Here is a 13,867-nt window from a genome sequence, read left to right as displayed (position 1 = left end):
TAGTGCCCCCCCCCCCCGAACAAGGGGGCAGACGAGCACCTGAGGATCTCCTACATTTTTACCGGGGGTCGTCCGTGAGTCTCCCATGGTCAAATGAGAGAGATCGATGCTTCGTTCCCGGCTTCTTGCCGCGCTCGCCACAGTTGTCCTAGCTGCCCTGCTGAGCCCTGTTGCTTCGGCCTCGGCCGCAACCAACACGGGGATCCTCGCAGGGGCAGTTTCAGGCCCGACTGTGAGCCCCAACGGCGTCCAAACCGCAATTCGCCTATTCAGTAGTGCGAATGGTGGCGAGTACGCGTACCAAACGGTCGATGTCGATTCCAGCGGCGCGTTCAGCTTCCGTGGCCTCGCGCCGGGCAACTACTCGGTACAGTACTGCTTCTACTACCTGACCACAGCCAACTTCTGCTCCAAGCAGTTCTACGGCGGCGGAGCGAGCCCTATTACCGCGACATACGTGCGGGTAGAAAATCAGACCGTAACTCTCGACACCACCGCCCAGCTACCGTTCGGCAGCATCAAAGGCCGCGTAGTGGATCCCGCCGGCAACCCTGTTCAGAATGCAAGCATTGCTGTCTATCAAGGCGGTACCCGGGATCGCCAAAATTCGGTGGTGACGGAGGGGCAATCGGACAAGGCGGGCAACTACGAGATAGACCACCTTAATCCGGGTAGCTATACTCTGGGGTTCAATGGGACAGACGGTATCACCTACGATACTGATCGCGGCGAATGGTCGCTTCACCAAGGAACGCCGTTTCTCAAACAGTGGAACGGTGGCGTGTCTAGCTATGTATCCGCTGCTCCAGTAACAGTATCCGCCAATACCTCAACGAGCGCGCCCACAACTCGGCTTCAGTACTTTGGGTCAGCATCGCGCGAACCGGAATGGGCCGGCGAGACCGTCGGAAGTGGAAACCCATCCGAAACTACGTGCCAGCAATGTCATGGCGATCCCGTCAGCACCGCGACCGGCGAGTTTTACGACTCGAAAGTTGATCTGTCTATGCCAGGTGAGCGAGGCGGAGTGCAACTAACACGCTTTTATTCCACTGCCAACGCTATGAACGACGGGCCGTTTGGCTACGGATCGACGGCAAGTTTCAGCTCGCAGGTGAAAACGGTCGAAGAGTCGCCGTATTACGGCGAAGCTCCACGGTCTATTGCATTGGTGCAGGAAAACGGTTCAATTGCGCGCTACACCTCGGGGTCGCGGAATGGATACGAGACAGCTGAACGCATCCGAACCCAGGCAACACCTACCTACGACACTGGTTCTGGTGCCTGGAGTGGGACGAAGTTCGTCTACCAGGACCAACGCACTGCAACCTATGACACCGATGGTCGTCTCATGGAGACGGGCACCTTGTCGGGTTCAGCGGTCCGGTACGCCTACGACGAGGCCGGCCTGCTCCGCGAAATTGCTGACATTCTATCTGGGCGATCCATCACGCTCACTTGGACAAACGCTCACGTTACAAAAGCGACTGATTCCACCGGCCGGAGCACGACTTACGATTACGACGCCTCTGGCAATTTAATCTCGTTCACGGACCCGGCTGGCGCACAAACCACTATCAATTACGATTCTCAGCATCGCGTAACCTCGGTGACAGCCGCCGGTGGCGGCTCCACCGCAAATACTTACGACACGAAATCCAGGGTAATCAAGCAGGTCGATCCGTTGGGTCGAGTAACCACTTTTGACTACGCCGACGGTCAAACAACGGTCACAGTGCCCAGTGGTACCAAGCGGGTATTGCAATACTTCAACAGCCTTCTAGTTCGCGAAACGGTTGCTGCCGGAAGCCCTGAGGAAGCTACAACACTCTATTCGTTCGATAACGCCAACAATCTGATGAGCCTGACCGACCCGTTAGGGAATCAGACGCGTTACACATACGACGCACAAGGCCATGTACTGTCGATCGCGGAGCCCAACTATCGAACCACAAAATTCGAGTACGACTCCCCCGGTAATGTCAGCAAAGTAACCGACGCCGCCGGCCGGTTCACTATAATGACCTACGATGATCAGTCTCGTTTGCTGTCCCTCACCAGCCCTGGAGGTCGCAAGCAGACCTGGGCATATGGAAGCGACGGCACAACAACATCAATGACAAACCCCGCGGGGGGTGTCACGAAATACAGCTACAACGACACTCACGACCTATCTACAACGACGGACCCCAGCGGCTCGGTAATAACTACTGACCACGATCCAGCCGGGTTTGTCACAGGCACACGAGATGCTCTCGGAGTGATAAGCAGGATCACACTTGATAAGGTCGGGCGAACCCTTTCCAGCACGGATGGTGCCGGGAATGTGACCTCCTATGCATACGACGCGGCTGGCAATCTGACGTCTGTCGTCGACCCTCTCGGTCAGACGCAGTCCAAGGGGTTTAACGCGGCAGGCGAACATGTATCGGACACGGACGTCGCCGGTGGTAAGACCACTTACGCGTACGACCAAGATGGTCTCCTCTCACGTACGACCGACCCCCTGGGACGGTCAATCGCCTACTCTCGCGACAAGCGCGGAAACGTTGTGGCAACAACCGACGGAGTTGGTCGAACCAGCACGTTCACGTACGACCTGCTCAATCGTCGAACCACATCCAAATCTCCGACCGGAGCGACCACTTCACTCGCGTATGACGCAGCGAGCAATGTCACACAGACCACCGATGCGGTTGGAACAACCGAGACCTTTGAATATTCTGCCGACAACAGGCTGATAGTAGCAACGGATGGTGCGAAACGGTCTACGGTATATGGATACGCGCCAGATGGCGAAATTACTCAAGTGAGTTACCCAAATAATACGAGCGAAACATCGACTTACAGCTCGCTGGGTTTGCCAATCTCCTTCACAAATAAGGATGGCAAGACAACTTCCTATAAGTATGACAGCCGAGGGCTACTACAAAACGAGGCCCGACCCGGTGGATTGTCGACAACCTACGCGTATGATGCGCGTGGTAATCTCACGCTGACCACCCGACCAGACGGTACCTCAGATAAGCGCACCGTCAACGGCAACGGGCAGGTGACTCAAATTCAGAATTCGACGAAGAACGCCGTTGATGAGTCATACACCTATGACGCCCTGGGGCGACGTACCAAGATGGTTGATTCGTCAGGAACCACAACGTATTCGTATACAAAAGTAGGTCAGCTTGCGTCCTCGATCAACGGCGCGGGTCAAGCAATGACCTACTCCTACGACGCTGCGGGCCAAACCACAGGTATCACCTACCCTGGTGCTAAAAAAGTTTCCTACGCCTATGACGCCGCCGGTCAGATGACTGCAGCCAGCGATTGGCTTGGCAACAAAACTACGTTCGGGTGGACGGGTAACGGGCGCCTGGCATCGCAGGCCACGCCAAACGGCGTCACACAGACGTTCACCTACGATGCGGCGGACCGAGCCACCAAGATCGTTGCGACCACTAAGTCTGCAACTCTCGGCTCCTACGGAACTACCTATTCCTCGACGGGTAACGTCGCCGCGGACACCAGTACCGACCCCGTTGCGACTTCGCTCGCCCGGTCCTACGCCTACGACGCGATCGACCAGTTGAAGTCCGTCAAGACGGGCTCAGCGACCACAACGTACACATCCTCGGCCGCCGGGCTTTTGACGAAGGCTGCGAACGGTGACACTCAAACCTACAACGCAGCAGAGCAAGTAATTGCCCTCAAGCCAACAAGCGGGCCGTCGACGAGCTATACATACGACGCCAACGGTGCTCGTTCTGCTTCGACCGTTGCTGCATCCGGTAGCACCGCGGCCGCCACCACCAAGTTCACCTACACGCCGCAAGGTGGACTTGCCTCTGTCACACCGTCCACGACATCTGCAAACGTTGTGAAATACACCGAAAACGGCGACGGACTCCGTCAGTCGCGCACCAAGGGCACCTCCTCCACAAGCAAGTACCTGTGGGACCTTCACGGAGACCTGCCGCTACTGGTTGACGACGGCGCAAAGAGCTACGTCTACGGGCCCGAGTCCAACCCGATCTACCAGATCGACACAGCCTCCGGCGCGGTCCAGTACCTCACCGCGGATCTCGTCGGCTCCACACGGCTCATCACCAACGCGAGCGGGGCTGTCGTCAGCGCTAACGCCTACGATGCGTTCGGAAAGCGAACCACGCACACCGGCACAGTAGACAGCGCCATCGGCTTCTCCGGCAACCTGACAGACCCCGACACAGGGCTCGTCTACCTCCGCACCCGCGACTACGACCCCACCACCCGTCAATTTCTCACGGTCGACCCGCTGACACGCGACACAGCGACCCCGTACGCGTACACCTACAACAACCCGCTGAATCACACCGACCCGAGCGGCCTCTGGTCACTGAGCGAGGGATGGGACTGGTACGCCGAGAACTGGCAAGCGGGAGCGGACCAAATCGTGCTCTCCGACGCCGGGCTCGCTCTCGGCGACGCACTAACCACCGGCTGGACAGGAAAGATAACAAGCCTTGTCGTTGGGTTCGGGGACGGGGCAAGCTTGGGACTCACTGCACAGCTCACCGACGCGATTGCGCCCACTGGCGCATGCCAGGTGCGATCAAACACCGGGTGGTACACGACTGGAACAGTCCTCGGGACCGTCGCAACGACGGTCGCAAGCGCCGGTAGCACCGGACCAGCAGTCAGACCCGTCGTGTCGAACCCCAAGCTCGCGAACATCATTGAAAACCAATTCAAGGGAGGCGACAGCTATAAGCGCATCGGTGACGGCACGACGGCGTCAGCAATCCGATGGGAGCGCGCAACCGGAAAGCTGGTCGGTGGGAAAAACCACATGATCAAGGGAAAGCAGGACAGTAACGGTCTGCGAAACCTGCTCAAGGGCAAGTCAGGACCCCTCTCCGAACACGATCGCCAAGTGGCACAGGCGCTCTTGGACGATCTGCAGAACGCGATGGGAGGCTAAGCCTTGACACCGAACAAATGGGGCGAACAGTTCGTGGCCAAGCACCCGGAATACAAGCACCTGCTCGACGACCCGGTCAATTGGGATGACAACCAGGATCTCATGGAGCACTTGTTCCTAGGCGACATTGTCATCCAGATCTCCGCCGCATACCGGCTCGATCCCACGGATGCACGCATTCAAAAGACGCTTGACGATTTAGAAATCGATTATGCCAGCGGTGAGGAATGGTTGCAGAATGCGATAGCTGTTTCATTCGTCGAAAGTCTCGGTCGACGGTCCCCTATTGTCGGGCTCCTCGGCCCGGAACTACGCCAAGTTGCTCGGGAAATGTTGCACGTGAAGTAGGCGTCTAGTAATGCGGTTCCGTCGGTCGGTCGCGTTTCGTACTCATATGCTCCTGACGCCTCACCTAGCAGCGATACTATTCAAGCTGTTCAGTGTGAATGGTTGGATCAAATCCAGTAGTTTGTCGTTTCTAGGAGCAGGTGCGGTAGTGAGTAGCCATCCCCTTCGAAAAAGGCAATTCAATCATTAGGTCCAAGTCACACACGCTGTTGCCACTCCCCTACTCGCGCGAACTTCAATCAAGGCCTCTTGACTGCTGCGAAGACGCGATCGGACCGGTCGAAGGTTCGTGCACACTCACTGCTGCGGAGGTCGGCTCCGACGTACCCGGCTCGGCGAACTTGCCGGTGAGGAACGCTCGCGCCTCATTGTCGACGTCGATTTTCCGGGTGCGTGGCTTGATCTCGCCGTTCGGGAACAGCGCGAGCGCTTTGATGCGGGCGAGGGCGGGCCAGAGGATGTGTTCGTGCCAGTCTGCGAGGTCTCGGCTCGGCTCGGTCTTGTAGTCGGTGTACACCGCCTGGTGGGCGACCATCACGCCGGTGAGGATCTCGACCGCGATCGGGTTCTCGAACCACCGGGCCGCGAACGGGTACGTTTCCGCGCTGAGGAACCGGAGGTACCGGTCCGTCAGGTACGTGACGAACGCGGTGAGTTCGCCCGCGAGTGCCTGCCGTCGCTCATCGTTCACGCGGTCCCAGGCCCAGGGGCCGCCGGCGTCCTCTTCAGCGGTCTCGGCGACGGCGCCCGCGGTCCCGACAGCGGGTCTGTCGTCTTCGCCGGTGTCGCGGCTGGCCCAGTCCTTGAACATGGGCACGATGAGCTGCTCGAGTGCGGTGATCCGCTCTTCCGGCGTCAGCGGCGTCCCGTTCTCTCCGGCGTTCTCGTCCTGCTCCGGTGCTGCGCCGTCGACGTCGCTCATGCTGCGATCCCTTCTTGCTCGAACGCCCAGTTCTGGCCCTCTTCGATAGCGGCCTTGTCGTCCTCTTCCCACCAGCCGGGCAGGTCGACGATCGCGACCGGCAGCTCACGGTAGAAGAGCATCCCCTTGCCGGGCTCGAGCTGACGGATCGCGCCGGCGGTCATCACGCGTTCCTTGATCGTCGACGTCGACGTGGACATGCCGTTGATGCCCTCGGTGGTGCCGACGCGTTCGGCTTCCTTCTCCGCGCACAGCTTCGACAGGCTCTCCAGGTAGTCGTCGTCCTTGATCCCGCCGAGCACCATCAGGATGTTCGAGGACTTCAGGATCTTGTTCCCGCCGGCCTTCCCCCACCGGGTCTCAGCGTCCTTCGGGTCCTGGTGGAACGACCACACGATGATGCCGCGGTCGCCGCCGTCGGTGACGAGCGCCGGCAGGCCCGGGATCGGGGCGATGTTCGCGACCTCGTCGAGGACCAGCGTCAGCGGCTTCGGCAGACGACCGGTGCGGTACTTCGTCGCGTGCGCCTTCGCGCGCCGCTCGATCGTCGACACCAGCGCGGTGATGACGGGCGCTGCGAGCGAGGCGTCGCCAGACTCACTGAGCAGGTAGAGGGTGTCCGTTGAACCGATGAACGCGTCGACGTCGAACACCCGGTCGCCTTCGTTCGGGCAGACGGCGTCGAGGATCTCCTCGAGCGCCAGGGTCTCGAGCGCCAGGCGCAGGGTCATGTCGGTGCTGTCGACCGTGTCGTGAGCCTCGGAGCGGCAGAACCGACGCAGGTCCGACAGCCACCCCGGGTTCGCGTTCGGGTGCTCCCGCAGCACGTCGAAGGGGGTATCGATCGAGAAGTCCTTCGACCACAGCACGACGTCGCGCATGGTGTAGCCGCCGAGCGCCGCGGCGTGGAGGAGACACTGCAGCACGTTCTGCGCGGTGCCGGCGAAGAACTTCGCGTTGCCGGCGTCATTCAACGGACGGGCGGCGATGATCGTCTTCGCCCGTTGCGTTGCCTCCTTCGCCGACTCGCAGCCGACGAGGATGTTCCACTTCACCCGGGTTGGCCAGTTCGTCACGCCCTCCGGGTCGAACACGTGCACGGTGCCGACCTTGGCCCGCAGCCAGGCCGTGAGCCGGACGACGTCGGGCTTCGTAGACGTCGACACGACCGGCCCGAACGCCTTGAGGATCAGCCGGATGACCAAGCGCATCGTCTTGCCCGACCGGGGCGGTGCGACGACGGTGGCCACGTCCTCGGTCGTCGCCCGGATCGGGTGGTCACCCATGTAGGCGTAGGGCGCGGTCGTTTCGACCTTGTAGCCGATCTCGGCGCGGTCCTGGAGCTCCTGCACGCCGGCGAAACCCTCTTCCGCCTTCGGCTTCGACGGCCCGAACACCTTGTGCCAGATCGCCGGGAGGGCGAACCAGAGCACCATGAGGATCACCACGGCGACGATGACCGCTCCGATCGCGAACACGATGCCGCTCTCCGGCATCCGGAAGCGCCCCTTCAACGCGTCCATGGCGACGTCGAGGGGGTTCCACGACAGATCCCGCACCTTCGGGTCCTGGACGGCTGCGATGTGCAGTCCGGTCCAGGCCGCGACGACGACGACCGCCAGCCACACGTACACCGACACCGTGGTCCAGAGTTCCTTGAGCGTGTCCATCAGCGGTTCGCTTTCTTGTCGAAGAAGGACACCCTGTCGGCGGCGGGTGCTGGTTCGGATGATGCGGCTGCACGAGCAGCCGGCGCCCGCGTCTTCGCGATGGCTCCGGGGCCGGGCTCGGCGAGCAGCTCGGGGAGGTCGGAGGCGGCGATCTCCCGGTTGTCGATCCACCACCGCGCGGCCGTCACGCGGCGTGCTGCCGCGAGCACGTCCCGCTGGAACACCGCGGGGTCGACCAGGTTCGTTTCGACGAGCTCGCGGAACGATGCCCGCAGGAACTCCTGGCGGATCCGCACCGCCCACCGAACGGCGCCGTCGTTGCCGACCAACTCGGGCATGCCGTCCCGCTCGGCTTCCGCGCGGAGCTCGGCATCCTCCGCGGCCCGCTGTTCGGCTTCGCACGCGGGGCACTGACGGTTCTTCGCGAACCACCGTGCCGTGCCTGCACGCTGGCCGGCGGGCTTGTCGGAGAGGTTCTTGCGGACGGTGTGACCGCAGGTGTGGGTGATGTCCCACTCCGTGGGGATCGGGGTCATAGGAGGCCCTCCAGCTGCCATTCCCAGTCGATGCGGTTGAACTCGGCGGCGACGAGTGCGTTGCCGGCGATGAGCAGTGCGATGCCGAGCAGCGCCCACACCGCCTGTGCGGTCAGATGCAGCTCGACCGGAACCGTGGTGCCGCCCGGGAGCAGCTGCACGACGGGCAGCCCCACCGCGGTGGCAGCGATCCCGCACACCGCGCCGAGGAGCAGACACAGCCGCGCGATCGCCAGGCGACCACGCCGCACCGCCGCCCGCGGCTCAGGTGCTGTCGGCCGCTTCATGCGATCGCCGCCAGTACGAGGAAGAACACCGCGGTCACCGCGACGCAGGCGCCGGCGATCGACGCGGCGGCCGCGAACGGCTTCGGCGCCGTGGCACTGATCGCCGTTCCGGCGCCGGCGCAGATTGCCGCCACGCCCGCGATCCACCAGGCGGTGGCGGTGTCGTTGGCCGGAACGGCCCGCATCGGAGCGCCCCAGTAGGCCACGTAGGGCTGCCACCCCGCGCGGAAGGACTCGAGCCCGCAGCCGATGCCGGCGAGAACGGGCACCACTGCGAGGATGAGGAACACCACGCGGGTGCGGGACAGGCCGAACCGAGGTGCGCGGGAACGGTCCGTGTCGACGGGCTTGTCGGTCATCGTCATGTCCTTCAGCTGCAGGTGGTCAGGGTGCGTGCGAGCGCGTGCTCGTCGGCGGTGGCGATCGACAGGTGCCACTTCGTGGCCACGGTCACGAACGACGCCGCGTAGCTGCAGGTGTCGCCGGCGTTCGCCGGCATCCACTCCGCGGGCCCGGAGTCGGACTTCTCTTCGTTCGCGGGCCCGTCGACGGCGACGAGGTTCGTCGCCTGGTCGTTGGCGAAGAGCTCCCGCTGCTTCGGCGTCCAGGACGCGGCGCCGTGGCGCCATGCGTAGGCGAGCGGGACGCGGTGGTCGATCTGCACGGCCAGGCTCGACGTGTTCCCACGCTCGAACGTGATCGTCCGGCCCGTGTACGGGTCGTGGAGCGTCCCGGCGAGCACCACGCACCCGTTGGTGCCCGGCTTCACCACGACGGCCGTGAGGTCGCGTCGGAGGACGTCGTTGCGGGTGTCGCAGCCGTTCCGGTCGGTGTCGGCCCACGCCGGCCCGAACGCGTCCCGGTCGTAGCGCGCCGGCACGTACGCGTCGGAGATCTCCAGCGTTCGGAGATCTCGCAGCGCCTCGGCCGCGGACACCGTGCTCGAGGGTGACGGCTGTCCCGTCGACGTCGACCGGACCTCGCCGGTCGCGGTCGTGGGGTGCACGTAGGGTGCGGCGATCGCGCCGACAGCCGCGGCCGCGAACAGGGCGGCCGCCGTGACGAGCTGCTGCTTCGTGCGGCGTCTCACTGGGGGTCCCCTTCCCGGTCACCGTGGTGGCCCTCCGGCGCGGTGACGTCGTGGAGGATTTGCCGCACCCGCGATGGAGAGAGGCCGGCTTCCTGCGCGACTCGGTGGTGGCCGACCGTCAGGGCGGCCTCGGCGATCGCGAGGTCGCGTGCTTCACGGGCGGCCTTGTACGCGGCGACGGTCCGGTGCACCTCGTCAACCCCGCCCGTGACAGCGCCGACGATCTTCCCCACGACGCTCACCAGACCCGCACCGTCATCGGCTGCCCGGCGCCGCGGGAGGAAACCACGAACGAGCTCACGGCCATCGGATAGGGCGAGTCGTACGAGGTGTGCAGCAACTGCTCCGCCCACGTCAGCACGTCGTCGAGGGTGCCAAGCTCCGACGCGTGCTCGTGCACCTGCAGGTCGTCCGCGACGCGTGGCCCGGACCGCAGCACCCACTCCTCGAGCGAGGCCGCCTGCTCGAGGACGAGCTTCTCCCACACCACCAGGCCGGGATGCTCCTCGAGCACGTTGGTGCGGTCGGAGAGACGGCCGCGGAACCGCACACGGCCGCGGAGCTCCGGGCCAGGCCTGGACGCCGGCACGTCGCCGGCGTCGACGACAGGTCCGGTCCATACCGACAGCACGGGCAGGTCGCGGGAGCCGTCCCCGTCGAACGGGTCCATGTCGTGACCGATCATGAACCGGCACACTGGCCCTGCCGCCTGCAGGTGGTCGAGGGCGTCGCCGATGGTGCGGTGCTCCAAGCGGACGACGTCGCGGCCGCGGCCGACGTCGGCCCAGCGGCGCAGGATGAGCACCTGGTCGGTGCTCTCGCGGTCGGGGAACACGGAGTAGTCCGGCCACGCGTCACCCCGCAGCGGCGAATGCAGCTCGCCGGCGGGTGCGGTGAGCTCGCCCCAGCTGACCGGAGCGTGCTCCTGCAGCTGGTCGAGGATCTCGAACGTGACGGTCGCCGCGTCGAGCGGCATGGTCAGGGTGCTCATGAGGCGTCCTTGCCGAGGGTCAAGGGCTCCGTGGTGGAGCCGAGGTCGATGTGCTGGTGCGAGCACGGGTCTTCGAACTGGCGGAAGTTCTCCAGCGGCGTGTTGGGCCGGCACTGGACCTGGCCCGCCTGGGAGCCCTTCGGCATCACGGTGTCGAGCCACTTCAGGAACTCGATGTCCTGCTTCCCGGAGCCGAGGAGCACGTTCCCGCCGACGGCGTTGAAGTCCACGGCCACCGCGGGGTTCTTGCAGTGCAGCGACCCGGACTCGCAGTGCGTGCCGATGCCGACGCAGGGACGGTTCATGTCGCTGATCTGCACGGAGCCGTACTTGTTGAGCGCCGCGACGAGCAGCTGCAGGATCCGGGTGTCGACCTGGCAGCCGTCCTTCGTGGTGCCGTCGACGATGGGGAGGATTTCCTGCTTCACCATCTGCGGGTGGTACGTGTCGGTGAAGGTTCCCTTCTCCCACGCGGCCTTGAGGGTCTTCGCGAGCTCGACCTGGTCGCCGGAGACGTCGCAGCCCGACGTTGTCGCAGCGCCGGTGACGGCGGCAACCATCTGTTGCGCGTCGGTCCAGAACTTCGCGTAGTGGTACGGGTCGGCGTTGACCTGCACCTTGTGCGCGGCGATCGTCGGTTCGAGCGTTTCCCAGTCCGGCACCTTGACCAGCTTCGCCAGGAACGCCTTCGCGGCCTTCTCCGGGTTCAGCCGGTCGGCGCGCTCTCCGTAGCTGTCGTCCTGCTGCAGCACACCGATGGTGGTGTTGTCGACGGCATCGCCGTGGTTCAGGTTCGTCAGCGACGACTCACCCATCGCCGTCATCACGACGATGGTGGTGGCCTGCTCGTTGGCCTTCACCTCGTGCGCGGCTCCGACGAGACGTGCGGCCATCTTCACCTGGTCGGTGTCCCACGTGCCGACCTTCTTCGGGAGGTCCTTCGTGACCGCCGCGGTGTCGCCGGCGCCTGCACCGCACGCCGCGGCCGCGGTCGAGCCGCCACCGGAGGCTCCGAGGAGCATCCCGATGAACAGCACAATGACCGCGACGGCGCCGACAACGAACTTGACCATCTCAGTCGTCCTCGCCGGGGAGGACCGCGCGGAGCACCTTCCAGGAGCCGTTCACCTGGTTGAGCTGCACCGTGTACGTGCCGGCGTCGGTGGGGACGTCGACGATCGCGGCACCGTTGGTGCCACCGCCCTCGAGCTTCACCGTGCCGGAGAGGGTGGTCCCGGGGACCGCCTGCTGACTGGTGCCTTCGTACGCGGCCTGCGCCTGGGTGGTGAGGTACGGCATCCATCCCTTGGCCCATGCGTCGCCGGTGACGCTCTTGTCGACGTACGCGGACACGAACCCGGACGCCGTCCCGGTCGCGGCGCCCTCCTGCGTTGGCGTGATCGGGTCTTCCGCGTTCACCGGTGCCGTCGGCTGCGCGGACGGGGTCACCTGGCCGGGGCCGGTGACCTTCGGCTGCCCGTCGTCGCTCGTGGCCACACTGGTGGGTGCTGCGGGGACGGAAACGGCCGGCTGCGCCGGCGTGCTGGCGCACCCGGTGAGGGCTGCGGCGACCACCACGGCGGTGGCGATCGCGAGGGTGGTTCGGTTCACAGTGCTGCTCCCGTCAGGCCGGCGCTGGTGTCGGTGATCTGCCGTTCGAGCTCGGAGCGGAAGTGCGCGATCCGAACCTCCGCGGCGAGGCCGACCTTCTTGAAGTGCTGCCCCTTCGGCAGGGTCATCAGCTGCTCGGCCGCGCCGGGCTTCAGCCCGGCGATCTGCGCGGCCGCGACAGCGTCGTCGGCCTTCGACTGCCGGAACAGGTGCATCGTTCCGGCTTCCTTGATGAACGCCACCGCGGGGTCGTCGGCGGGGATGTCGGAGATGTGGTGGATGTTCACCACGTTCGACAGGCCCAGCGCGCGGGAGAGCTTCGCGTTGGACTGGATGACCTTCCCCATCGGCCCGCCGACGAGGAACCAGCCCTCGTCGACGCAGAACGTCGTCTTCCATCCCGGCTCAGAGCGGCGGATCGTGCCGAGGGTCCACGCGTTGGCGAGCATCATCGCCAGCGGGACCGCGGGGCCGTCCTCGGGCAGCTGCGAGATGTCGAACACGGTCAGCTTCTCGCCGAGCTTGACGTTCTCCGACGTCTCGCCGTCGAACAGGCCCGGCATCTCCTCCGGGAGACGTTCGAGGATGAACCGCAGCGTGAGGCCGGCTTCGTGCATCCGCTCGAGCGCGGTGGGGCTCATCTGCCTGGTGAGCTCGTCGCTGATGACACCGCAGTGGTCGAGGACGTCGTAGATGTTCACCACCCGGCCCCGGGCCCGCGCCTGGGCGGCGCCGTCACGGAGCGCTGCTCGAAGCGCCTTCCGCTCCCACGTGTCCAGCGGGGTGCCGTCGTTCAGGAGCGCGGCCGCCTGCTGCAGCACCATGAGGGCGCCGGTGTCGCCGGCGATGAACCGGGTCTGCGACAGCGCCGGATCGAGCATGTTGATCCGGGACCCGTCCCGGTCGCCGAGGGCGAGCCGGATCGGGTCGACCCCGGCGGTGTGGGCGACGTTGGTGTACTCGCCCCACGGCTCCGTCGGGGACTGCTGCTTCTTGTCGACGACGACCACCCGGCGACGCAAGAGCGTCAGCGCGCGGAGGACGTAGTCGCACTTCATCAGCGTCGACTTGCCCACGCCGACGTCGCCGGCTTCGACGACGTTCGGGGAGTCGACCAGACCGAGCGCGTACGCCTGGAACTGATCGTTCACGCTCGGCGTCTTCGACAGGGTCTCGACCCCGGACAGCAGGCCCTCGAACTGCATCGGGGATTCCAGGATCCCCTGGTTCAGCACCTCGACCTGCCGCGACGTCGACGGGGCACCCTTGACGGGCCCGCCGTAGTAGCCGGTGCGCTTCAAGATCCGGTTGCGCGGTTCGACGTAGCCGCGGGGTTCGAGGCGGGGGAACTCCCAATCTCCGATGGGGAGCTGCGTCTGCTCGAGCACGGTGGTGTCGGTCATCGGTTCGTTCCTGTTCGTTCGACGGTGGTGTGCTCGCTGGGCGCTCGGAGGC

The 13,867-nt window shown here is 64.5% G+C and carries 13 protein-coding genes; 2 read left to right on the top strand and 11 right to left on the bottom strand.

Going from position 1 to position 13,867, the window contains the following annotated elements:
* Positions 1 to 106: 106 nt before the first annotated feature.
* Both EDF33_RS18955 and EDF33_RS18950 read left to right on the top strand, forming a co-directional pair.
* Positions 107 to 4,957, top strand: coding sequence for an RHS repeat-associated core domain-containing protein (locus tag EDF33_RS18955; RefSeq protein ID WP_132100862.1), 4,851 nt, complete (start codon positions 107 to 109; stop codon positions 4,955 to 4,957).
* Positions 4,958 to 4,960: 3 nt separating this feature from the next.
* Positions 4,961 to 5,305, top strand: coding sequence for a hypothetical protein (locus EDF33_RS18950; protein WP_132100861.1), 345 nt, complete (start codon positions 4,961 to 4,963; stop codon positions 5,303 to 5,305).
* 235 nt (positions 5,306 to 5,540) lie between these two features.
* Here EDF33_RS18950 and EDF33_RS18945 read toward each other — a convergent pair whose 3' ends face one another.
* From EDF33_RS18945 to EDF33_RS18900, 11 genes are read right to left on the bottom strand one after another with little or no spacing between them, the layout of a single operon-like run.
* Positions 5,541 to 6,227 carry a hypothetical protein gene (locus EDF33_RS18945; protein WP_132100860.1) on the bottom strand — a complete coding sequence of 229 codons (687 nt, stop codon included), beginning with the start codon at positions 6,225 to 6,227 and terminating at the stop codon, positions 5,541 to 5,543.
* On the bottom strand, positions 6,224 to 7,897 hold the full coding sequence (locus EDF33_RS18940; RefSeq protein ID WP_132100859.1) for a type IV secretory system conjugative DNA transfer family protein: 1,674 nt from the start codon (positions 7,895 to 7,897) through the stop codon (positions 6,224 to 6,226). The genes EDF33_RS18945 and EDF33_RS18940 overlap by 4 nt, the downstream gene beginning before the upstream one ends.
* On the bottom strand, positions 7,897 to 8,433 hold the full coding sequence (locus EDF33_RS18935) for a hypothetical protein (protein ID WP_207906723.1): 537 nt from the start codon (positions 8,431 to 8,433) through the stop codon (positions 7,897 to 7,899). Before EDF33_RS18935 ends, EDF33_RS18940 begins: the two co-directional genes overlap by 1 nt.
* Positions 8,430 to 8,720: a hypothetical protein gene (locus tag EDF33_RS18930; protein WP_132100858.1), complete on the bottom strand. Its 291-nt coding sequence runs from the start codon at positions 8,718 to 8,720 to the stop codon at positions 8,430 to 8,432. The genes EDF33_RS18935 and EDF33_RS18930 overlap by 4 nt, the downstream gene beginning before the upstream one ends.
* A complete protein-coding gene (locus tag EDF33_RS18925) occupies positions 8,717 to 9,079 on the bottom strand; it encodes a hypothetical protein (RefSeq protein WP_132100857.1) in 363 nt (120 codons plus the stop codon). Before EDF33_RS18925 ends, EDF33_RS18930 begins: the two co-directional genes overlap by 4 nt.
* Positions 9,080 to 9,090: 11 nt before the next feature.
* Positions 9,091 to 9,810 (bottom strand): HNH endonuclease family protein, encoded by a 720-nt coding sequence (locus EDF33_RS18920; RefSeq protein WP_132100856.1) that lies wholly within the window; start codon positions 9,808 to 9,810, stop codon positions 9,091 to 9,093.
* Entirely contained in the window at positions 9,807 to 10,052 is a 246-nt protein-coding gene (locus tag EDF33_RS20310; protein ID WP_165918883.1) for a hypothetical protein, read from the bottom strand. Before EDF33_RS20310 ends, EDF33_RS18920 begins: the two co-directional genes overlap by 4 nt.
* On the bottom strand, positions 10,049 to 10,801 hold the full coding sequence (locus tag EDF33_RS18915) for a hypothetical protein (protein ID WP_132100855.1): 753 nt from the start codon (positions 10,799 to 10,801) through the stop codon (positions 10,049 to 10,051). Before EDF33_RS18915 ends, EDF33_RS20310 begins: the two co-directional genes overlap by 4 nt.
* Positions 10,798 to 11,874 carry a hypothetical protein gene (locus tag EDF33_RS18910; protein WP_132100854.1) on the bottom strand — a complete coding sequence of 359 codons (1,077 nt, stop codon included), beginning with the start codon at positions 11,872 to 11,874 and terminating at the stop codon, positions 10,798 to 10,800. Before EDF33_RS18910 ends, EDF33_RS18915 begins: the two co-directional genes overlap by 4 nt.
* A gap of 1 nt (position 11,875) precedes the next feature.
* Positions 11,876 to 12,412 (bottom strand): hypothetical protein, encoded by a 537-nt coding sequence (locus EDF33_RS18905; RefSeq protein ID WP_132100853.1) that lies wholly within the window; start codon positions 12,410 to 12,412, stop codon positions 11,876 to 11,878.
* Positions 12,409 to 13,815 carry a hypothetical protein gene (locus tag EDF33_RS18900; RefSeq protein ID WP_132100852.1) on the bottom strand — a complete coding sequence of 469 codons (1,407 nt, stop codon included), beginning with the start codon at positions 13,813 to 13,815 and terminating at the stop codon, positions 12,409 to 12,411. The genes EDF33_RS18905 and EDF33_RS18900 overlap by 4 nt, the downstream gene beginning before the upstream one ends.
* Between the last annotated feature and the right edge of the window lie 52 nt (positions 13,816 to 13,867).

This window comes from Curtobacterium sp. PhB146 (assembly GCF_004342995.1).
GTDB lineage: Bacteria > Actinomycetota > Actinomycetes > Actinomycetales > Microbacteriaceae > Curtobacterium.
The sequence above is the reverse complement of the archived record's forward strand: the minus strand, read 5'-3'. Positions and strand labels throughout refer to the sequence as shown.